Here is a 20,722-nt window from a genome sequence, read left to right as displayed (position 1 = left end):
AACCGACAACCGGAGACAGCCCATGTCGCTCAGACCTATTCTTGAGACCCGCGCCGCACAGCCTCATACCGAAGGGGCTGGCGTGAAGTTGCACCGTGCCTTCGGCTTTCAGGACCCGTCCGAGCTGGATCCCTTCCTGCTGTTCGACGATTTCCGCAACGACCGGCCCGAGGATTTTCTGCGTGGCTTCCCGTGGCACCCGCATCGCGGCATCGAAACCATTACCTATGTTCTGGCCGGCTCGGTGGAGCATGGCGACTCGCTGGGCAATGTCGGAACACTCGGGGCCGGAGACGTGCAGTGGATGACGGCCGGATCGGGCATTCTGCACCAGGAGATGCCGACCGGAAATACCAAGGGCCAGATGCACGGCTTCCAGCTGTGGGGCAACCTGCCCGCCAGCCAGAAGATGACCGCACCGCGCTATCAGGACGTGAAGGGCGGCGAGATCCCGGAGATCATCGACGACGACGGCACCCGCGTCAAAGTGATCGTGGGCGAATTCTGGGGCAAACGCGGGCCGGTGGACGGCATTGCCGCCGATCCGCAGTATCTCGACGTGTTCATCCCCGCCGGAGTGAAAAAGACCCTGCCGATAGACACCTACCGCCGGGCTTTCGCCTATGTATTCGAGGGCGAGGCCGCCTTTGCGGATGCCTCCGCGCCGCAAGGGGTGCTGCTGGAAAAGGAAGTGGCAGGTCAGGAGGTCAACATCCGCGACATGTCAGGGGACCGGACCCTGATCCGGTTTGGCACGGGTGACGAGATCACCGTGCAGGCGGGTCCACAGGGCGTGCGTTTCTTGCTGATTTCCGGCGCGCCGATCAATGAACCGGTGGCCTGGCATGGGCCGATCGTGATGAACACCCAGGCCGAATTACACCAGGCGTTCAAGGAACTGCGCAACGGCACGTTCATCCGCCCGGCCCATTGATCGCGCAGATCGGCGGTGGTGCCTCTCTCGCAGGGGGCACCGCCAAAAGCGCTTCGGGATGTGCTATACTTCCGCCTGTTCAGCAATCTGGAGGGGGAAGACATGATCATCCGCGTTTTCCGCGCGACCGTTCGCGACGACAAGATCAAGGCGTTTCAGGAGTTTCTGACCAAGACCGCCGTGCCGCATGTGCGCCGCCAGCCGGGGTTGGTTTCCATCACGGCCGGGCTGCCGAGGGCGGACTCCCCTGCCACCTTCTGCGTTGTGATGGTCTGGGAGAGCGTCGCCGCACTGCAGGCCTTTGCCGGTGAGGACTGGGAGCAACCACATGTGCTGCCGGAAGAAGATCCGATGGTTCTGAGCCGTGAGATCGAGCATTATGACATGATCGGACTGCTCAGCTGAAACCGCGCAGCGCCTTTGCCAATGGCGGGCCAGCCCGCCAGTTTCAGGCGCTGACCGCCTTGCGCACCATATCCCAGTAGACCCGCTCCACCTCGTCCAGGGTCAGGCGACCTTCCGAGCGATACCAGGTGTTCACCCCGTTCAGCATCGCGATCACCGCAAGCGTGGCGATCTTGGTATCGGCGATGTCGAACACGCCCTGCTCGACACCTTCTTTCAGGATTCCCTCGACACCGTTCTCGTAATTCCGCCGCAGCGTTTCAATGCGGGTGAAATTCTCTGCCGTGAGGTTGCGCAGCTCCATATAGGCGATGAAGACGGCATCCGGACGCTGGAGGTGAAAGCGGATGTGAAACCCGGTAAACGCCCGCAGCCGGTCCATCGCGCTGTCGGCCCGGGGCACCGCATCCCAGGCGGCCTGCAATTCTTCCATGTGGCCAGCCATCAACCGGAACAACAGGCTTTGCTTGTCTGGCGTATAATTGTAGAGCGCACCGGCCTGCACGCCCACCTCGCGCGCGATCTGGCGCATCGACACCGCAGCATAGCCGTGCTGCGCAAACAACCGCAGCGCCGCGTTGTGGATCTTGGGGCCGGTGATGCCGGAGTGGGAACCCTGAGTACGTGCCATGCAACCGACAATAACTGAACGCATGTTCAATAAAAAGAGGGATTCGCGCCTCGTGCACGGGCCGCATCAACCTGTTGCAGGTTGAAAACAATTGTGCAGATGCCTGCGACCCCCTAGAACCAGCCTCGGCAACAGGGGAACGACGATGCGAACACGGGCGCGGATCACGGTATATCTGGCATTGATCACCGCGGCGGCCATGGCTGCCTGCACCCGTGTCCCCGAGCTCGAAGACCGCCTGACACCGGACCTGCGCAACGCGCCCTACCCCAAATTGCTGCCGTTGGACCGGACGCTAGAACCCCTGGCCTCACCCGCAGTCGCCAATGAGGAACTCGAGCAGCAGCTTGATGCGCGCGCAGCGCGATTGCAGCGACGGGCCGAGGCCCTGCGCAACGCGGAATTCTGATCTTCTGCTTCCCTCTGCGCCCTTGCGACCGGGCGCGTGTTTCGGTCGGCGTTGCACGCTCGCGCCGAACCCGCTAAGGCGGGGCTGAACGTTTCGGAACAAAGGACCTCCAGCTATGACAGAACCGCTTCGCCTTGGGATTGCAGGTTTGGGCACGGTTGGCATCGGCGTGGTCAAGATTGTCCGCCGCCATGCCGCGCTGCTGGAGGCGCGCACCGGACGCCCGGTGGTGATCTCGGCGGTGTCGGCCCGGGATGCGGCCAAGGACCGCGGTGTTTCGCTGAAGGACTACGCCTGGGAGACCGACCCGGTGGCGCTGGCGCGGCGCGACGATGTCGATGTTTTCGTCGAGCTGATGGGCGGCCATGAAGGGGCTGCCAAGGCCGCGACCGAGGCGGCGCTGGCCGCGGGCAAGGACGTGGTCACCGCCAACAAGGCGCTGCTGGCGATCCACGGTCAGGCGCTGGCTGAACAGGCCGAGAGCGCAGGCCGGGTGATCCGTTTCGAGGCGGCTGTCGCCGGCGGCATCCCGGTCATCAAATCGCTGACCGAGGGGCTGGCCGGCAATGAGATCACCCGCGTCATGGGCGTGATGAACGGCACCTGCAACTATATCCTGACCCAGATGCAGGCCACCGGCCAGGGCTACAACGCCCTGTTCGAGGAATGCGGCCGCCTCGGCTACCTCGAGGCGGACCCGAACCTCGACGTGGGCGGCATCGACGCGGGCCACAAGCTGGCGCTGCTGGCTTCGATCGCCTTTGGCAGCCGCCCGGATTTCAGCAATGTGGAACTGGAAGGCATCCAGCGCATCCAGCTGGAGGACATTCAGGCGGCCGCCGACATGGGCTACCGCATCAAGCTGCTGGGCGTGGCGCAGCGCACCGCCCGCGGACTGGAGCAGCGCATGTCGCCTTGCCTCGTGCCGGAAAACTCGCCGTTGGGGCAGCTGGAAGGCGGCACCAACATGGTGGTGATCGAGGGCGACTCGATCGAGCAGGTGGTGCTGCGCGGCCCCGGGGCCGGTGAAGGCCCAACCGCCAGTGCGGTGATGGGAGATATCCTCGACCTGGCGCGCGGCCTGCGGATCTCCACCTTCGGCCAGCCCGCCACCACCCTGGCAGAGCTGGCACCGGCCCAGACTGGCCTGCCCGCCCCCTTCTATCTGCGCATGGGGCTGCTGGACAAACCCGGCGCGCTGGCCAAGGTCGCCTCGATCCTGGGTGAGGCCGGCGTGTCGATCGACCGGATGCGCCAGTACGGCCACTCCGCGCCGGTGGCCCCGGTGCTGATCGTGACCCACAAATGCACCCGCGCCACGCTGGACATCGCACTGGAGGGGCTGACCGCCACCGATGTGGTCGACGGCAGCCCGGTGGCGCTGCGCATCGAAGAGGTCTGAGCCGCCGAAACCGGCAGCAAACGGCATTTTTTCGGCCTGCGGCGGGGCAATCCCGCCGTCCCGACCGCCATCGCCCTTGCGAGCCGCCCCCGCCCCGCGCTATTCGGCTTGCAACGCCCTTTCATTTCATTCCCGTTGAGACAGGATTTCCGGTATGACCACGAACACCTCTGACGCGCCCTTCCATGACCGCATGCTTTCGCTGGGCCTCGCCCGCGTCGCCGAGCAGGCTGCCCTGGCCTCGGCCTCGCTGATCGGCCGCGGCGACGAGAAGGCCGCCGACCAGGCCGCCGTCAACGCCATGCGCGAGCAGCTGAACCTGCTGGATATTGCAGGCGTCGTCGTGATCGGCGAAGGCGAGCGCGACGAAGCCCCGATGCTGTACATCGGTGAGGAAGTCGGCACCGGCAACGGCCCCGGCGTCGATATCGCGCTCGACCCGCTGGAAGGCACCACGCTGACCGCCAAGGACATGCCGAACGCGCTGACCGTGATCGCCATGGGCCCGCGCGGCTCGATGCTGCACGCCCCGGACACCTACATGGACAAGCTGGCCATCGGCCCCGGCTACCCCGAAGGCGTGGTGTCGCTGGAAATGTCCCCGCGCGAGCGCGTCGAGGCGCTGGCAAAGGCCAAGGGCTGCGCGCCCTCCGACATCACCGTCTGCATCCTGGAGCGCCCCCGCCACGAGGCAATGATCGCCGAAGTGCGTGAAACCGGCGCCGCCATCCGCCTGATCACCGACGGTGACGTCGCCGGTGTCATGCACTGCGCCGAGTCCGAGATCACCGGTATCGACATGTACATGGGCCAGGGCGGCGCACCCGAGGGCGTGCTGGCAGCCGCGGCTCTGAAATGCATGGGCGGGCAGATCTTCGGCCGCCTCCTGTTCCGCAACGACGATGAAAAAGCACGCGCCGCAAAGGCCGGCATCACCGATCTGGACCGCACCTATTCGCGCGACGAGATGGTGACCCAGGACGTGATCTTTGCCGCCACCGGCGTCACCGGCGGCTCGCTGCTGCCCTCGATCAAGCGCACCCCGGGTTGGGTGGAGACCACCACGCTGCTGATGCGCTCGAAAACCGGCTCGGTCCGGCGCATGTCCTACCGCACGCCGCTGGCGCCGCACCAGGGCTGAGCGGTTTCGCCGAGGGAAGCGGCTTGCGCCGCAGCCTCCGGCGGGAGTATTTGAAGAAAGATGAAAGGGCCGGGTCCGTTTGGGTCCGGCCTTTGCGCATTCGGCAGATGGGGACAGATGATGAGCTTTCTGGGTGTTGAGAAATCCCTTAGCGGGCGGCGCTGGGTCGGGCCCGGCATCGAGGTTGACCGCGCATCGGAGATGATGGCGCAGCAGACCGGCCTGCCCCGCTCGGTCTGCCAGGTGCTGGCGCGACGCGGCGTACCGACAATGGAGGCGCAGGCGTTCCTCGAGCCGAAATTGAAAGAGCTGCTGCCCGACCCGCGCGACATGAAAGACATGGAAGCAGCCGCGACGCGGTTTCTGAGCGCGGTGCGGCGCCGCGAGCGGATTGCGGTCTTTGCCGACTACGACGTCGACGGCGGCAGCTCTGCCGCGCTGCTGCTGGTGTGGCTGCGGCAGATGGGGCTGGAGGCGACGCTTTATATCCCCGACCGCATCGACGAGGGCTATGGCCCCAACGTGCCCGCCATGCAGCAGCTGGCCGCCGCCCATGACCTCATCATCTGCGTCGACTGCGGCACCCTCAGCCATGAGCCGATCGCCGCAGCCAAGGGCGCCGACGTGATTGTTCTGGACCACCACCTGGGCGGCGAGACCCTGCCCGACTGCGTGGCGGTGGTGAACCCAAACCGGCAGGACGAAGACGGCGATCTAGGCTATTTCTGTGCCGCCGGCGTGGTGTTCCTGATGCTGGTTGAGGCAGGTCGCCAGCTGCGCGAGGCGGGGGCCAAGGGGCCGGATCTGATGGCGCTGCTGGACCTGGTCGCGCTGGCAACGGTGGCCGATGTGGCACCGCTGATCGGAGCCAACCGCGCGCTGGTCCGGCAAGGACTGAAAGTGATGGCCGCCCGCCGCCGTCCCGGCCTGGTGGCCTTGTCGGATGTCAGCCGCATGGATTCGGCCCCCTCCACGTATCACCTTGGGTTTCTGCTCGGACCGCGGGTCAATGCCGGTGGACGGATCGGCAAGGCGGACCTCGGCGCGCGACTGCTGTCGACCGACAACCCGCATGAGGCGGCCGCCCTCGCCGAAAGGCTGGATCAACTGAACACCGAACGCCGCGACATCGAGAACGCTGTCCGCGCCGCCGCGCTGGAGCAGGCCGAGGCGCGCGGGCTGGACGCGCCCTTGGTCTGGGCCGCGGGCGAAGGCTGGCACCCAGGCGTGGTCGGCATCGTCGCTTCGCGCCTGAAGGAAGCCGCCAACCGCCCAGCCATCGTCATCGGCTTCGACGGGGACGAGGGCAAAGGCTCGGGGCGGTCTGTCTCTGGCATCGATCTCGGGGCCTCGATCCAGCGGCTGGCGGCCGAGGGGCTGCTGGTCAAGGGCGGCGGCCACAAGATGGCGGCGGGGCTGACGGTGATGCGCGACAAGCTGGAGCCGGCCATGGCACGGCTGAGCGAGTTGCTGGAGAAACAGGGCGCCGGCCAAGGTGGCCCCGCGGATCTGAAACTCGACGGTGCCCTGATGCCCGGTGCCGCGACGGTCGAGCTCATCGAGCAAATCGAGCAAGCCGGTCCCTATGGCGCGGGCGCGCCAGCCCCGCGCTATGCGCTGCCGGACCTGCAAGTGCGCTTTGCCAAACGGGTGGGTGAAAGCCATCTGAAACTGTCGCTCAGCGACGGGATGGGCGGTGGTATCGACGCGATCTGCTTTGGTGCTTTCGACACGGCGCTCGGTCCGCGGCTGCTGGAGCATGGCGGCGCACGGTTCCACTTCGCCGGTCGGCTGGAAGTGAACACCTGGGGCGGTCGGCAGAGCCCCCAGCTGCGCCTGGAGGATGCCTCGGAAGCCTGATTTATCAGGGGCTTACCGCCTGTGGATAAGAAATTTCACAAAAGCGTATTTTTTCTCTTGCGGCGATTGGCGGTTACCACTAAACACCCGCTCACACACAGAGTGGCCCGTTCGTCTATCGGTTAGGACGCCAGGTTTTCAACCTGGAAAGAGGGGTTCGATTCCCCTACGGGCTGCCACTTTTCCGCAAAGATCACGACCCCGAAACGCGCCGCTTTGGTGCGTTTTTTTCGTTTTTGCCCAATGAATTACGCCCACCCCGGCCATCGCAAAAAAACTTCCCATTCCGGCAAAAATCCTCTTGCGCCCGACCAGCGCAATCAGTAAACACCCCTCACAGACAGAGTGGCCCGTTCGTCTATCGGTTAGGACGCCAGGTTTTCAACCTGGAAAGAGGGGTTCGATTCCCCTACGGGCTGCCACTTTTCCCTCTTAAATTCGAACAGACGCAAGCAAGCGATAGTGTTTGCTGGCACATGCCGACTCCGCGCATCTCGCGACACTGTCGCTGTGCGATCAGGGGCCTCCAGAAGGTCTTCACTGGAAACAGCAACCACATGCGCGAGCAACCGCGGCACAGCCCGATGCGGTCAGCCCGCGGGCGGCGAACCTTTCGGAAGCAGGAAAGAGCTCTCAACGCGGCTGTCGTGCGGGGCACGACGCCATTCTCATCAGGCCGCGGAACCGTCCTCAGCCGTGGCACCGTTGGGTGAGGAGAGCGAGGCGCCATTGGCAGCGGTCACCGGCCCCATCTCTTCCTTTTCCAACCCTTCGCGGTAGAAACAGTGCTGCGCCCGCCCGGCCCGCTTGGCCGCGTAGAGCGCCAGATCGGCCTGGTTCAACAGCTCCGCCGCATCCGGTTTCGACTGCCCGGTTGACAGCGTTGTACCCGCACTGGCGGAAATCCGGCACTGGTGGCCACCGTAGATGACCGGCTCCTCCAGCCGCGCGATCAGTCGCTTCGCAATGGATTCGAGCCGGGAGCGGTCCAGAACCCCTTCGAGTATCATCACAAATTCATCGCCACCAACCCGCGCCACCGTGTCCGATTCGCGGGTACACTCCACCATGATGCGGGCGGCCTGCTGGAGCACCGCATCCCCGGCGGCATGACCATAGGTGTCATTCACCTGCTTGAAGAAATCCAGATCCAAGTGCATCAGCGCAAATTCACGACCGCCATTGATGAGGCGCGCGAGCACGTGGTCCATCGCCCGGCGGTTTTTCAGCCCGGTCAACGTGTCGGTAAAGGCTTGTTCTTCGGCGGCAATCATCGCGCCTTGCAGGCGGGTGTTCAGCTGACGGGACGCCTCCATGGCGGCCGACTTTGCCTCGACCAGGTAAAGCATCTCAATGGTCAGATCCGTCGGTGAGAAATCGGCGCTGGTCAGGTCGTAGTCCCGCACGGCCTCGAGCACCGAAATGCCAAAAGAGAGGTTGATGAAGGCTCCCTGCCCATCCGGCAGCGGTGCACACACCCCCTTCAGCCCGGTTTGCGGCGCATCGCGGAATTGCAGGTGCAGCTTGCTGCCAGCCGTGCGGTGCAGATCCGCGACAGAGCGGACCGAGCGGGGCCGTGACAGGTCGAAGAGACGGAAGAACCGGCGGCCCTTCCACGTCAGGTCCGGGCGCAATTTTCGCAGCGTCGGACCGGCAGACATGATGCGGCCCTTGGCGTCGATGATGACGTACATCGGACAGATGACCCCGGCCATCTGCGTGAGCTGCTCAAATGACATCATAGAGAATGCGCCCCCAGATCAAATTCGCGTCCTTCGGCGAATTTGGTGACCACCAAGGTAATCGAAATCACCTCGGCGCCGCCCTGGCGGCCACTGTGGTCCAGGAACACCAGATCCCCGTAGTCGTCGGCCATCGCGCGCAAGACGCCCATCAGTACGTGGCCATATCCGGGCAGGCCAGGCTGGCAGATCAGCTCGAATTGCTCCGGCGCCTGTTCAACCAGTTCCAGGGCCGGCAAATGCAAGTCCGACACCGCCAATCGGGCCCGGTCCGGCAAATCATCCAATGAATGCAGGAATTCCACGTAGTTGACGCCACCGAATCGCAACAACCTGCGCAGGGCTTCAACCTGCGGGTTGGAGACCAGGAACGTGCCCATATCCTCGAGAATTTCCGGCAGAGGCCGCGCCAGCACTTTTTCCATCGCGGTGAGCATCCGACTGGACTGCTCTTCTGAATAGACCAGCATCGCCTCGAACTCGGTAAAACCGAGCTCGGCTTCCTCCATGACCTTCTCCCACCGCGCCTTGCCGTAGGTCGTGGTCACAAATGCCTGAATCGCTCTATTGATCAGACCGTGCATGCAATGGCCTCTCCTTGCCTATGCCCCAGTCTTGCAGGCTTCCGGTTAAGAAAGCCCCAACAAAGCCCGATCACACAGCACACCGGCTTCACCTGCACTTTGCCCGTTACCCTTCGCACGTACTCTGCACCCTTGCCAGACACCCTGCAGGCCGCTGTGGCGGCGGCCTGCGCAACGCTACCATAATCCGTCGACAGCCAGTCTGACCAATCAATTGCGTTTCATCGACCTTGATGAACGCAGTCGGGCCAGTACCGACTCTCGGCTGCTCATGGAGACTTAACTGAACCGGCCGCTGCGGCAGGGCAAGCCGACTGCGCCGCCTGTTCTGCGGATCAGCGGTTTTCCTCTTGCGCTTCAGGGCACTGGACGGAATGCGAAGGTATCGTTGGCGCGCGCTACAAGATCAGAAGTCCGTCGGCGCGCCGCCCTCAGCCTTGCGGCGGGCGACAAAATCCGCCAACTCCTCTCGGATCGCCACGTCCATCGGCGGCGGTTCGAATTCGCCAATGATCTGGTGGAACAGCTTATGCGCCCGCTCCGCAGTCCAGACTGAGCCCGCCTTTTCCCAGGCCTCATAGTTGCGCCAGTCGCTCAGGAACGGCTGATAGAAGGCCTCGGCATACCGGTCCTGAGTGTGCTGAATGCCGAAGAAATGCCCGTCATGGCCGACCTCGCGGATGGCATCCAGCGCAATGTCCTGTGGGTCAGTCGCAGACAGCTGCGGCTGCATGTAGCGCTGGATCTGCTGCAGGATCTCGCAGTCCATGATGAATTTCTCGGGGCTGGCGATCAGCCCGCCCTCCAGCCAGCCGGCTGCGTGGTAGACCATGTTGGTGCCCGACTGCACCGACGCCCAGAGGGAATTGGAGGTCTCCCAGACCGCCTGCCCGTCCGGCACGTTGGCGGCGCAGACGCCGGAGGAGCGCATCGGCAGCCCGTAAAAACGCGCCATCTGGCCGGTCATCTGGGTCGCGCGCATGTATTCCGGGGTGCCAAAAGCAGGCGCACCGGATTTCATGTCGACGTTGGAAGTAAAGGTGCCGATCACGCAGGGCGTGCCGGGGCGGACGTATTGGAACAGCGCAATCGCGCAGAGGCTTTCGGCCAGCGACTGCGCCACCGCCCCCGCCAGGGTGACCGGCGCCATCGCCCCTGCCAGCGTGAAGGGCGACACCACGATCGCCTGCCCCCGCCGCGCCAGCCGCAGGCAGCCGTCGATCATCGGCTGGTCGTGTTTCAGCGGCGAGGTGGAGTTGATGTTGGTGTACATATGCGGCCTGGACTCGAACTCCTCATGGCTGAGCCCGCCCGCGATACGCACCATTTCCATCACATCCTCGACCCGCTCCTTGCCCAGGCTGTAGGCGTGCATTGCCTTGTCGGTCAGCGTCAGCTTGTCATAGAGCACATCGAGATGGCGCACCGAGGCATGGATCTCCACCGGTTCCACCGGGTAGCCACCGGCAAAGTGGATGCAGTTGAAATACTGGGTCAGCTTGAGCAGGTTCTGGCAGTTTTCGCGGGTCCCCGGCAGTTTGCGGTTCAGCGACATGTCCCAGTAGTTCGGCGGCGAGGAGACATTGCCGAACAGCATGTGGTTGCCGCCCAAGGGAATCGTCCGGTCCGGATTGCGCGGCGTAATCGTGAACTCGCTGGGCGCCTTGGCCAGCATCTCCATCACGAAGTCCCGGTCCATGCGGACCAGCTCGCCCTCCACCCGCATCCCCGCCTCGCGGAAGATGTCCAGCGCCTCGGAATTCAGGAAGACGACGCCGATGTCTTCCAGGATGCGCATGGCCCCCTCGTGGATGGCCTGCACGCCCTCCGCGCTCAACGGTTCAGTGGGGCGGTCGATGTTGACAGGGATCTGCCATGGCATCTGCTCCAGCACCGCGCTGCCGCGGCGCGCGGCCGCTCCGGCGCGACCACCCCCACGCCGTCCCGCGGATCGTCTCGTCGACCGCTCGGACGAGCCCGCACCGTGCCCGTTGCCTGCCACTGCATCTGCCATTTCAACCTCCCTGCCGCGCGTTCAACTCCCGGCCTAGAGCTTAAATGTGCCAGCACGGGTGGTCCGGACCTGTCCAAACCCGACTCGCACATGTCGCTTTCGGGACATTACGGGGCGGATTTGGCATTTTCTGTACATAAGTGCCCAGTAATCGACCCAACGCGTCTCTTCCGACACCGACCGATCGGGAATCAGTGGCGCGTCAACGGTCCAGCCAGGACGGGATATGACCAATGTCGGGCAGCACCACATCGGCATGCGGTGCCAGCTCCGCTTGCAGCGCCATACCGGTCAAAACGCCGATCCGCTGCATTCCTGCCGCCGCCCCAGCCGCCAGGTCATGCAAGCTGTCGCCCACCATCGCCGTCCGTTCCGGGGCCACGCCAGTTGCGGCGCAGAAGGCCAGAAGCGGCGCCGGATCCGGTTTCGCGCCGTGGCCGCTGTCGCAGCCCGCCACGAAGGCAAACCGGTCCAGCACCCCCGCCCGCCGCAGCTGGCTGACGGCCGAGACTTCGGCATCGTTGGTCATCACCCCCAGCACCAGACCACGCGTCCTGAGGCCGTCGAGAAAGGCTGCTAGCGGCACAGCCGGAGCCAGTTCCGCCGCGGCAGCACTTTCGGCCAGGTAGTCTGCCAGCGCCGCGGCATCCATGTCATCGACGAACGGCGCCAGCACCGCGGCAACCTCGTCATTGCTGCCCGCGATCACGAGACTGTCCGGGTTGAATGCCTTGCGGTCCAGATCATAGCTGATTTCCGCTGCCATCATCTGCAGCCGCTGGGCGTTGCCGCCGGAGAGCCGGTCCAGAACTGCCGCGGCCCAACCGTTCCAGGTGGCCGCGAAATCGAACAGGGTTCCGTCCTTGTCGAACAGGAGGGCTTCAATTGGCATGACAGGTCCTTGCAGCTGCGGATTCGCAGGCGAGCCTATCAGGTCCAGTTCACCTGCGCACCGCCCGGCAGCGCCATCCGCGCCATCATCGGCGCCTCATAGGGCAGACCGGCCCCATCGCAGAACTGCATCACCCAATTGTCGTCCATCGTTAAGAAATCGAGCACCGAGCCCAGGAATTCAGGTTCTGTCGCCCGAGCCCGCAGATCCGCCTCGCTGGCGCCGGTGGCGCCCAGAAACACCGGCAAAAGCTCATCATTGCCTGCCAGCCAGCCCAAAACCTTCAGCGCCAGCGTCTCCGCCGCGTCAGCGGAAAACCGCATATTCTCCACTTTTGCCCCGCCTTCCCGCCGCATTGCGGCCAATTTAGTAAAAATACGAAAGGGTTTCTTAACCAGTCTCAGCAAAACTTCCAGTCATAGGATTTGCAAGGGGCGAAAGGATACCGCGTGCAAGGAACGATCCTGGTCATCGACGGCGTCTCCACCAACCGCATCATGCTGAAGGTGCAGCTGGCGGCCGCCTATTACGATGTGGTTCAGGCTGGCAGCCTTGCCGAGGTGCTGCCCGCCATTCGCCAGCATCGCCCCGACCTGGTGCTTTCCGCCAAGTCGCTGCCCGATGGGACTGCGGCTGACGTTAAGCGCGAGTTGTCCAACGACGAGAGCCTCGCCGACCTGCCGCTGATCGCGGTGAGCGACACCGAGGGACCGCAAGCCCGACTGGCCGCGCTGGCTGCAGGGATTGATGACGTCTTGCAGCAACCAGTGAACAACGTGATCCTGCAAGCCCGCATCCGCAGTCTGCTTCGCGCGCGCTCGGCCTCCGAGGAGCTGAACCTGCAGCGCGACGCGTCTCATGGGTTCATGTTGCCCCTCAGCGACCGAAGCAACAGCGAGGAGCTGCAACAACCGACCGTCGCGCTGGTGGCACAGGATCCGCGCGCAGCCAAAACCTGGCGTGACCAATTGGCGACCTGCCTGCCCTTTGGCTTGCGTACCCATGCGATCAGCGACATTCAGGGGCTTATGCAGGCGCCGGTCGCGGATGCCATCATCATCGAGCTGACCGAGCAATCCGCGAGCGCCGGGCTGCGGCTTCTGGCCGATCTGCGCGCCCGTGCGGCAACCCGAAAATCTGTCGTCATCGCGATACCGAACCCCGGTGATGCAGAGCTGGCTGCCGAAGCCCTCGACCGCGGGGCGCATGACGTGCTGCAACACGGATTCGACGTGGCCGAACTGGAGCTGCGCCTGACCGCCCAACTGCGTCAGAAGATACACCAGGACCGCTTGCGCGACAGCGTCCGGAACGGGCTGCGGGCCGCAGTGCAGGATCCGATGACGGGCCTGCACAATCGACGTTACGCCCGCCCGTTCCTGGATCGAACCACCCAGGCCGCAGCCGTGAGCGGCGAAAAATTCGCCGTCATGCTCGCCGATCTCGACCATTTCAAAAGGATCAACGATCTCTACGGCCACCCCGCTGGCGACGCGGTGCTGATTGAGGCCGCCCGACGCATGCAAGCCGTCCTGCGCCCGGCAGACCTGCTGGCCCGGGTCGGCGGCGAGGAATTCATGGCGGTGTTGCCCGGAGCCACCGAGGCAGAGGCCGGCATGGCTGCCATCGCGCTGTGCAACGCCATCAACAGCAAACCCTTTCAGGTACCCGGTTCCGCCCAGCCGGTGCGGGTTACCATCAGCATTGGTGCTGTGATGGGCGGCGGGGGACAGGATCTCAACGCCGCCACGCTGATCGAAAAGGCAGATCAGGCGCTCTACAATGCCAAGAATGCAGGGCGCAACCAGGTCACCTTGCCGACCGGCTGCATTCAGGCCGCGTGATCGGCTGACGCCAGCGTTTGCCCCACGGCAGTGCTGAGGGCCGCCATGACCTCGAGATCTTCTGGTGCGAACGGATCTCGCGCCTCGATCGCCGTGAAGTTCACCGTGCCCCAGGTCGCCCCGTCTATCACGACAGGGGCCCCGACATAGGTTTCCAGCTGGAACATATCGTAACAGGGATGTCCCGAAATCTCCGACGTGCCGGCGCGGTGGAAGGCGACCGGCCCGGCGGCCTTCAGCGTGTGGCTGCAGTAGGTCTCTTCCAGTGCAAACTCTGTCCCGGGTTCAACCTCCACCTCATGCGACGCACAGTGCATGACGGTGTAGCGGCTGTCCTCGACGCGGCTGACCAGCCCTGACGATGTCTTGAAGAAGGTGTTGCCGAATACCAGCAGCTCTTTCAGCTTGTCTGATGACGTCAAATCCTCGCGGCGGGCGATGGCCTCTACGGTCTCGACCGCACCGGCCGCGCTATTATCGGCTCCTGACATGTCTGCGCTCCTCCTTCAGCCTCAAAGCACCGCAGGCCCCCTCTCCAGCCCCGCAGCCGTGACCTGAGCGGCCACCAGACAACCCTGTCACAGGGCGGCGAAACTTGGCAACGTGTAAGTTACGGGCATTAGGCGACAATTTGCAATTCAAAGGGGTTTCAGCGGCGCTCGCAACAACCCCTGACAGAGAGCGCGAAACAGTTTCCTGCGATTGTCAGGGCCGCTTTGCGGCCCCGCGGGCAAAGCGTTCCGCCACCCGATCAGCGAAGTCCTGCCGCTCCTTCGGCGCCATCTCCGCGAGCTTGCGCACCCAGGCGTTCTGGAGCTTCAGATGAAAATCATGCCGGGCGTCCGCCTGTTGCCGCAGTTCCGCCAGCAACGCCTCCGCATCAAAGGTGTCCTTGCGCAGGATCGCAATCACCCGCTCAGCCTCGGCATGACGGCGCTGCACATAGCTACCGTGCGGACCACCGGCCTCTTGCCGCAGCTTCCTGCGGGTGTCCCGGTCCAGTTCACGAAAGATCATCGCCCCCACGTCTGGTGGCCGGTGCCAATTCTTCTTTTGTCCGGCATGACGCAGTGCCGCCCCCGCGGCGAGGCCAATCACCGCAAGGTTCAGCGCCAGCGACGCTGCCAGCAGCAGTTTCACCCAGCGGCGCATTCCGGTTCTGGCACCGTTTTTCGGGGCCCCGTCCTGTTCGCTCATTGCATATCCTCGCTCAGCACCATGGCCATTTCATATCCGTCGAAGGGCATCCCCTGGCTGTCGGCGTCCAATCCCGCCAAGGCCACCGGATCGGGGATGAAGGACGGCGGCGACAACCCCAGCCACAGGCCCGCCGCACTGGCCATGGCAAAACCGCCGAATGCAGGCCAACCACCGACCGCATTCAACAATTGCCGCCAGCGCCCAAGACCTCCACGCGCATTTCGCGGCGCCAACGCGGCGACCGGGCCATCGGGTTGCTGCGCAGCCGCATCGTCAAGGATGGCCGCGGCCAGATGCGCTGGAAGCGCCGGACGGGCGGCACGTGCCGTGGCGAACAGCTCATCCACATGCGCGAGATCGGCCGGGTCCTCCCGCCCGTGTGTGTTCGGGTCTGCCTTGTCCATGTCAGCCATCGCTATACCCCAATTCTGCGCGCCGCCCGGCCAGTGCCGCAGCAAGCGCCCTCTTACCGCGGGCGGTGAGACTTTCCACCGCCTCAACAGTGATTTCCATGATGGCGGCGATCTCCGGGTTGGAGAGTTCCTCCAGGTGCCGCAGCACCACCGCCTGGCGTTGTCGTTCCGGCAACCTCATCAGCGCCCCCTGCAACGCGTCCTGTCGCGCCGTCTCCTGCATCTGTTCAGCCGCAGACTGCCCCTGGTCCGGCGGTTCCGGCACCGCATCAAGGTCCACATGCCCGCCACGGGCGCGCCGCTTGCGGTCGATGCACAGGTTCATCGCCACCCGGTAAAGCCAGGTCGAGACTTTCGCCGCTCCGGGCTGCCAGTCGGGTGCCATCTTCCACAGCCGCAGCATCGCCTCCTGCGTGACGTCCTCGGCCTCGGCATGGCTGTTCATCACCCGCATCGCGACCCCGTAGACCCGCGGCGCCAGACGCGTCGTCAGCTCCGCCGCCGCGCGCCGGTCGCCGTTGGCATAGAGCCGCAAAAGCGCATCGTCCGAAAGCTCGTCGCTCGCATCCGCCGCCGTCATGGCTGCCGGCCCCCGAGATGGGGTCCGGCGCCCTTGTGTTTGCGCCTTGTCCAGCACTGGTCAGCGATCAGTTCTGCTCCGTCTTGGTCCCGTCAGCCCCCGGCGCGTGACGATGCTTGCCACCGCGATGCATCCGGGCTTCCTCAAACTCCTGTTTCGAGATGCCCCCGCTTCCATCACGGTCCATACGCTCGAACATACGGGCGCCATCGCGCGGCTTCGGCATCTCGCCCTCACTCAAACTGCCATCGCCGTTCTTGTCAAAGCGTTCCAGCATCCGCGCCGCGCGCTCTGCGGCCTTGGCGCTGGCCTGCGCCTGCAGTTCGTCCAGCGACAGAAGGCCGTCACCATTGGCATCCGCGGAGGCAAAGCGAGCCTGTTTGTGCGCCTGCAACTCGGCCTGGGTGACCTCACCGCTGCCATCTGCATCGAGTTCTTCAAATGACATCTTCGGCCCGTGGTGAGGCCCGCCCTTGGCCAAGGCCACCCCGGAAGCGGTGGCGCAGGCGACGGCTACAATCGCGGCGATGAACGTGTTGTGTTTCATGTCATCTTCTCCTTGTCCGATCGGCAGCTCCGTGCTGCCCGATGCCCAAGAAAAACGCCGCAGCTTCGCCGTTCCGTCGAAAAAAATTCCGCCTGCGATTTTCACCGCCCAACGCCCGGGGGTTAACCCCGGCCATGCAGCGCGGCGAAGGGCGGATTTCACGATTGGCTGGCGCACCGCTTCGCGCTACCGTCGGCGCCAAGGCAAGGGCCGCTCGCGTGCCGCCCGGCAGACAGAAAGAAAAACCAAACATGACCGACCGCGCTCCCTACGGACAGACAACCACCGACAAGACAGCCATCCGCAACGCCGCAACCGTCATCGCAGTTCGTGGCCGCATGGGGGATGACCCACAGGTGCTGATGGGGCAACGCGGCGCCAAAGCGGCCTTCATGCCCAACAAGTTCGTCTTTCCCGGCGGCGCTGTGGATCTCGCGGACCAACAGGTTCCGCTGGCCTCGCCACTGCCGGACCTCTGCCGCCAGCGGTTGTGCGACCATGCGCCGTCGGATGTGCAACACGCCCTCGCGGTCGCCGCCGTGCGCGAGCTGTGGGAGGAAACCGGTCTGATCCTGGGGGAGCCCGGCACCTGGCCCGGCGAGGTGCCTCCGGATTGGCACAGCTTCGCGGCCACTGGCCATCTGCCCTCGGCGCGGGCCATGCAATTCGTGTTTCGCGCGTTGACACCTCCGGGCCGGCCGCGTCGGTTCGATGCCCGTTTCTTCCTGGTGGATGCCGATCAGATCAACGGTGATCTAGATGACTTCTCACGCGCATCGGACGAGCTGTCCCATCTCCAGTGGATCCCGCTGAGCGCCGTCCGCAGTTTCGATCTGCCCTTCATCACCGAGGTGGTTCTGGCTGAAGTCACCGCGCGGATCCGGGACGCCGAACCGCCCGGCAGCGTTCCATTCTTTCAGAACCACGATGAGGCCAGCCTGTTTCTGCGCCTGAAAGGCTACCCGATGCCGGCGGATGGCTGATCCCAACCGCGCTGCGTTGGTTACCCAGCCAGCACCAGCGCAAGGATCGACAGCACCAGCAGCGCCATCCCCAGCATCTCGCGTCGGGTGACGGTTTCCTTGAAAAACAGCACCGAGGCGAGCAGCGACAGCAGCAACTCCACCTGGCCCACCGCCTTGACATAGGCTGCGTTCTGCAAGCTGAAGGCCCAGAACCAGCAAAATGAGCCCGCCATGCTGGTCAGGCCGACCCAGACCGCGACGCGTCGCGCCGCCCATACACGGGCGATCTCACCCGGCTGCCGCAGCCCCAGCCAGGCGACCATCAGCACGGTCTGAAGGCTGACCACGGCTGCCAACGTGACCGCTGCGCGCACGGCAGGCTCCAGTTCCGGTAGCTGCAAGGATGCGCCGCGGTAGCTGACGGCGGAACAGGCAAACAGCACGCCCGAAGCCAGCCCCAGCAGCGCCGCGCGATGTGTCAGATGACGCCACCACGCGCCGACAGCATCAGGCGCCCGCGACAACACCAGGACGCCGCCCAACCCGATCAGGATGGCCACCCAGCCCCACAGGCTGACCGGATCGCCCAGCACCACGAGGCCAACAAGTGCGGTCTGAACGACTTCGGTCTTGGTGAAGGTGATGCCGACGGCGAAATTGCGCTGTTTGAACAAGGCCACCGTGCAGATCGTGGCCAGGATCTGCGCGGTACCGCCGAACACCACAAAGGCCCAGAACAGCAGCCCCAATGCAGGCAAGGCGGTGCCGCTGATCCCCAGGTAGACCGCCAGCCCACATAGAATGAAAGGGGCCGAGTAGACAAAGCGCGCAAACGTTGCTCCGCCCGGCGACAGGGTGACACTGCTGAGGATCTTCTGCAGCATGAAGCGCACGGTTTGAAACGCGGCCGCGGCAATCGAGACGGGTATCCAGGCTATCATGAGCCTGCTTATGGGCGATTAATCCCGCGGCGACCAGAGCGGATGCGGCACCGGGTCCTTGGCGCGCAGCAGGAAGCGGCGGAAGACCTCGGCGTAGCTGCGGTAGACATAACCGCCGTTGGCCCGCAGGAACCGCCGCCGCTCGGCCCGGTAGAGCCGCGGCAGCGCGTACCAGGGCACGCCCGGATACATGTGATGGACCAGATGCAGGTTGTTGTTCAGGAACAGGAAGGCCAGCGGCCCTCGATCCTCGATCACCACGCAGCGACCATGCACGACTTCGTGGGCGCGATGCTCCAGGAAGGTCCGGATCTTCAGCAGCCCCAGCCCCAGATAGGCGCCCGCCAAGGCCACCCACATGGGGGCGGGTGACAGCCAGACCACGCCCAGGACGCCGACCAGCCCAACGCCATGCAGGATCCAGTCACGCAGTACACCCGGCTGCCCCGCTCGGATCAGCCGCCAGTCCGATGCCATGAAACGAACCTGACCGATCAGCGGTCCGAGTGTCACGCGTCCCAGCAACGTGTTGTTGACCTGCAGCAGGTAGCGCCACCAACGCGGTAGACGCGCCCAGACCTGCGGGTCCTGAAAATTGCTCTCCGGGTCGTCATACGGATCGGTGAGCCGTTCGTCCCTGTGATGTGCAAGATGGGTATCGCGAAACCGCCCGTAGGGGACCGCCACGCTGAGCGGCAGGAACATCAGCGCCTCGTTGAGCCAGGCTCGGCGGAAGGGATGGCCATGCAGCGCCTCATGACTGAGCGATGAATGCAGCGCGCTGAGACCGCCCAGCGCCAGAACGGCCGGCAGAAGGCTGACCTCGGGCAGCAGCCAGAGCGCGGCCAGCCAAGCCGCATAACAGAACAAGATCAGCGCCAGCGTGCCCCACTCCACCCCGCTTGGCAGATAGTCGGCGGGCCGTTTGGTACGGATACCGCGAACCGGGTCAGCCATCGCGCCGCCCCCATGCAACCCGGGCCCAGGCGCGCTCGTAAGCCAGGTAGGTGGCAAAGCCGATGGAGGTGTTCAGTAACGCAAGCCCACCGCCCTGTCGCAGCGACCCCGTCACGGCAAACCCGGCCAGCGTCATTACCGCCAGCCCGATGGCATTCCACAAAAGCGCCTTCACCACTGATCGGCTACGCGTCTCCATGTGTCCTCCTGCTTTCGATGTTGGTTTTGCAGGAAAAGGATAAGGCGCAGCCCTTATGTGCAGAATTCCGAATGTAGTTAACAAAAAGAGACAACTGTGATATTTATCAATAGATGCAGGAAATAGTCGACAAACGCCTGCGCGCCGCACAGTTTCGCCAGCGACTGAACCGCGCTTTGCAGGACAGCGGTCTCAGCCAAAGCGCACTCGCACGCGCAACCGGGGTGGATCGGTCCACCATTTCGCAACTGCTGAGCGATGCAGGCGCGCGGCTGCCCAATGCGCACGTCGTCGGTGCCTGCGCCGCGGCACTCGGGGTTTCGGCGGATTGGCTGCTCAGCCTGTCGGATCGCCCTGAAAGCGCGGCAGAACTTCTGGCTTCCAGCCTGAGCCTGTCCGAAGCCCCGCGCGCACTGGTGGATGAGCGCATCTTTGAATGGCATCAGGAGGCGCTTGGATACAAGATCCGCCATGTGCCCGCCGCCCTGCCCGACATGCTGAAGACACGCACCCTTCTGGAGTGGGAATACGCACCACATCTGGGGCGGACCGCCGACCAAGCCATCGGCGCCTCCGAGGACAGGTTGGCCTGGATGCGGCAGTCGCCATCGGACTACGAAATCGCGATGCCGCTGTACGAGCTGGACAGCTTTGCCCATGCGGTCGGGTATTACGAAGGGCTGCCGCTGGACATCCGGCTGGAGCAGCTCTGCCAGTTCGAACGCCTGTGCGAACAGCTATACCCGCGCCTGCGCATCTACCTATTTGACGCCAAGCGGCTGTATTCCTCGCCGATCACCATCTTCGGCCCGCTCCTCTGCGTGTTCTATGCGGGTACGCATTATCTGGCCTTTCGCGACAGGGAGCGGGTCAGCACCTTTACCAGCCATTTTGACAATCTGGTGCGGGAGGCCGACATCACCGCCCGGCAACTGCCCGGTCGGCTCAGGGCGTTGCGGGCAGCCATTGGCGGCTAACCCTGCGAACCGACCGGTCTGCACCCCAATGGCCTGAGTGTCGGATCTGTCGGCCGAGGCGTCGGCAGACGGACCTGGCCCTGAC

Annotated in this window: 23 protein-coding genes and 2 tRNA genes; 11 read left to right on the top strand and 14 right to left on the bottom strand. The window is 64.5% G+C overall.

Going from position 1 to position 20,722, the window contains the following annotated elements; genetic code table 11:
* The first annotated feature begins 22 nt into the window (after window positions 1-22).
* On the top strand, window positions 23-934 hold the full coding sequence (locus ACZ52D_RS12405; RefSeq protein ID WP_464441510.1) for a pirin family protein: 912 nt from the start codon (window positions 23-25) through the stop codon (window positions 932-934).
* 102 nt (window positions 935-1,036) lie between these two features.
* Complete coding sequence (locus ACZ52D_RS12400) at window positions 1,037-1,339, top strand: antibiotic biosynthesis monooxygenase family protein (protein ID WP_369923981.1); 303 nt, start codon at window positions 1,037-1,039, stop codon at window positions 1,337-1,339.
* A 43-nt stretch (window positions 1,340-1,382) separates the two neighbouring features.
* On the opposite strand, the gene ACZ52D_RS12395 is transcribed toward ACZ52D_RS12400, so the two are convergent.
* The gene (locus ACZ52D_RS12395) at window positions 1,383-1,970 is read right to left on the bottom strand and encodes a TetR/AcrR family transcriptional regulator (protein WP_222455801.1); all 588 of its coding nucleotides are present in this window, start codon (window positions 1,968-1,970) and stop codon (window positions 1,383-1,385) included.
* A 145-nt stretch (window positions 1,971-2,115) separates the two neighbouring features.
* On the opposite strand from ACZ52D_RS12395, the gene ACZ52D_RS12390 reads away from it, so the two are divergent.
* The 6 genes from ACZ52D_RS12390 (at window position 2,116) to ACZ52D_RS12365 (ending at window position 7,204) form a co-directional block, all read left to right on the top strand.
* Window positions 2,116-2,379, top strand: coding sequence for a hypothetical protein (locus ACZ52D_RS12390; RefSeq protein WP_222455800.1), 264 nt, complete (start codon window positions 2,116-2,118; stop codon window positions 2,377-2,379).
* A gap of 115 nt (window positions 2,380-2,494) precedes the next feature.
* On the top strand, window positions 2,495-3,781 hold the full coding sequence (locus ACZ52D_RS12385) for a homoserine dehydrogenase (RefSeq protein ID WP_464441509.1): 1,287 nt from the start codon (window positions 2,495-2,497) through the stop codon (window positions 3,779-3,781).
* A gap of 154 nt (window positions 3,782-3,935) precedes the next feature.
* Window positions 3,936-4,922, top strand: coding sequence for a class II fructose-bisphosphatase (glpX, locus tag ACZ52D_RS12380; RefSeq protein WP_222455798.1), 987 nt, complete (start codon window positions 3,936-3,938; stop codon window positions 4,920-4,922).
* A gap of 120 nt (window positions 4,923-5,042) precedes the next feature.
* Window positions 5,043-6,782 carry a single-stranded-DNA-specific exonuclease RecJ gene (recJ, locus tag ACZ52D_RS12375; RefSeq protein WP_464441508.1) on the top strand — a complete coding sequence of 580 codons (1,740 nt, stop codon included), beginning with the start codon at window positions 5,043-5,045 and terminating at the stop codon, window positions 6,780-6,782.
* 104 nt (window positions 6,783-6,886) lie between these two features.
* Window positions 6,887-6,961: transfer RNA gene (locus ACZ52D_RS12370), tRNA-Glu, on the top strand.
* Window positions 6,962-7,129: 168 nt separating this feature from the next.
* Window positions 7,130-7,204: transfer RNA gene (locus tag ACZ52D_RS12365), tRNA-Glu, on the top strand.
* 249 nt (window positions 7,205-7,453) lie between these two features.
* Here the strand turns inward: ACZ52D_RS12365 and ACZ52D_RS12360 are convergent.
* The 5 genes from ACZ52D_RS12360 to ACZ52D_RS12340 all read right to left on the bottom strand — a co-directional run bounded on the left by ACZ52D_RS12360 (window position 7,454) and on the right by ACZ52D_RS12340 (window position 12,337).
* The gene (locus tag ACZ52D_RS12360) at window positions 7,454-8,524 is read right to left on the bottom strand and encodes a diguanylate cyclase domain-containing protein (RefSeq protein ID WP_464441506.1); all 1,071 of its coding nucleotides are present in this window, start codon (window positions 8,522-8,524) and stop codon (window positions 7,454-7,456) included.
* Window positions 8,521-9,108 carry a heme NO-binding domain-containing protein gene (locus tag ACZ52D_RS12355; protein ID WP_222455795.1) on the bottom strand — a complete coding sequence of 196 codons (588 nt, stop codon included), beginning with the start codon at window positions 9,106-9,108 and terminating at the stop codon, window positions 8,521-8,523. Before ACZ52D_RS12355 ends, ACZ52D_RS12360 begins: the two co-directional genes overlap by 4 nt.
* 406 nt (window positions 9,109-9,514) lie before the next feature.
* Window positions 9,515-11,122, bottom strand: coding sequence for a trimethylamine methyltransferase family protein (locus ACZ52D_RS12350; protein WP_464441505.1), 1,608 nt, complete (start codon window positions 11,120-11,122; stop codon window positions 9,515-9,517).
* 202 nt (window positions 11,123-11,324) lie between these two features.
* Window positions 11,325-12,014 (bottom strand): HAD family hydrolase, encoded by a 690-nt coding sequence (locus tag ACZ52D_RS12345; RefSeq protein WP_464441504.1) that lies wholly within the window; start codon window positions 12,012-12,014, stop codon window positions 11,325-11,327.
* 38 nt (window positions 12,015-12,052) lie between these two features.
* The gene (locus tag ACZ52D_RS12340; RefSeq protein WP_222455792.1) at window positions 12,053-12,337 is read right to left on the bottom strand and encodes a DUF3572 domain-containing protein; all 285 of its coding nucleotides are present in this window, start codon (window positions 12,335-12,337) and stop codon (window positions 12,053-12,055) included.
* Window positions 12,338-12,463: 126 nt separating this feature from the next.
* Between ACZ52D_RS12340 and ACZ52D_RS12335 the strand changes: the two genes are divergently transcribed.
* The gene (locus ACZ52D_RS12335; protein ID WP_464441503.1) at window positions 12,464-13,858 is read left to right on the top strand and encodes a diguanylate cyclase; all 1,395 of its coding nucleotides are present in this window, start codon (window positions 12,464-12,466) and stop codon (window positions 13,856-13,858) included.
* Here the strand turns inward: ACZ52D_RS12335 and ACZ52D_RS12330 are convergent.
* The 5 genes from ACZ52D_RS12330 to ACZ52D_RS12310 form a co-directional block, all read right to left on the bottom strand.
* Window positions 13,846-14,349, bottom strand: coding sequence for a GAF domain-containing protein (locus ACZ52D_RS12330; protein WP_464441502.1), 504 nt, complete (start codon window positions 14,347-14,349; stop codon window positions 13,846-13,848). The two genes, ACZ52D_RS12335 and ACZ52D_RS12330, sit on opposite strands and share 13 nt — an antisense overlap.
* Before the next feature lie 214 nt (window positions 14,350-14,563).
* A complete protein-coding gene (locus ACZ52D_RS12325) occupies window positions 14,564-15,055 on the bottom strand; it encodes a periplasmic heavy metal sensor (protein WP_464441501.1) in 492 nt (163 codons plus the stop codon).
* Window positions 15,052-15,471, bottom strand: a complete 420-nt coding sequence (locus ACZ52D_RS12320; RefSeq protein WP_464441500.1) for a hypothetical protein — start codon at window positions 15,469-15,471, stop codon at window positions 15,052-15,054. Before ACZ52D_RS12320 ends, ACZ52D_RS12325 begins: the two co-directional genes overlap by 4 nt.
* On the bottom strand, window positions 15,464-16,051 hold the full coding sequence (locus ACZ52D_RS12315) for an RNA polymerase sigma factor (RefSeq protein WP_464441499.1): 588 nt from the start codon (window positions 16,049-16,051) through the stop codon (window positions 15,464-15,466). The genes ACZ52D_RS12320 and ACZ52D_RS12315 overlap by 8 nt, the downstream gene beginning before the upstream one ends.
* Before the next feature lie 67 nt (window positions 16,052-16,118).
* Entirely contained in the window at window positions 16,119-16,598 is a 480-nt protein-coding gene (locus tag ACZ52D_RS12310) for an EF-hand domain-containing protein (protein WP_222455786.1), read from the bottom strand.
* A gap of 251 nt (window positions 16,599-16,849) precedes the next feature.
* Here ACZ52D_RS12310 and ACZ52D_RS12305 point away from each other — a divergent pair, with 251 nt between their 5' ends.
* Window positions 16,850-17,581: an NUDIX hydrolase gene (locus tag ACZ52D_RS12305; protein WP_464441498.1), complete on the top strand. Its 732-nt coding sequence runs from the start codon at window positions 16,850-16,852 to the stop codon at window positions 17,579-17,581.
* Between the two features lie 20 nt (window positions 17,582-17,601).
* Here ACZ52D_RS12305 and ACZ52D_RS12300 read toward each other — a convergent pair whose 3' ends face one another.
* The 3 genes from ACZ52D_RS12300 to ACZ52D_RS12290 are packed head-to-tail and all read right to left on the bottom strand — an operon-like array spanning window position 17,602 to window position 19,660.
* On the bottom strand, window positions 17,602-18,504 hold the full coding sequence (locus ACZ52D_RS12300) for an EamA family transporter (protein ID WP_464441497.1): 903 nt from the start codon (window positions 18,502-18,504) through the stop codon (window positions 17,602-17,604).
* A gap of 18 nt (window positions 18,505-18,522) precedes the next feature.
* Entirely contained in the window at window positions 18,523-19,461 is a 939-nt protein-coding gene (locus ACZ52D_RS12295; RefSeq protein ID WP_464441496.1) for a fatty acid desaturase, read from the bottom strand.
* The gene (locus tag ACZ52D_RS12290) at window positions 19,454-19,660 is read right to left on the bottom strand and encodes a DUF2061 domain-containing protein (protein WP_369925320.1); all 207 of its coding nucleotides are present in this window, start codon (window positions 19,658-19,660) and stop codon (window positions 19,454-19,456) included. The genes ACZ52D_RS12295 and ACZ52D_RS12290 overlap by 8 nt, the downstream gene beginning before the upstream one ends.
* Before the next feature lie 113 nt (window positions 19,661-19,773).
* On the opposite strand from ACZ52D_RS12290, the gene ACZ52D_RS12285 reads away from it, so the two are divergent.
* Entirely contained in the window at window positions 19,774-20,637 is an 864-nt protein-coding gene (locus tag ACZ52D_RS12285; RefSeq protein WP_464441495.1) for a helix-turn-helix domain-containing protein, read from the top strand.
* Window positions 20,638-20,722: the final 85 nt, after the last annotated feature.

Source organism: Leisingera sp. S2M4 (assembly GCF_055398055.1).
This window is presented reverse-complemented; position numbering and strand designations above follow the sequence as displayed.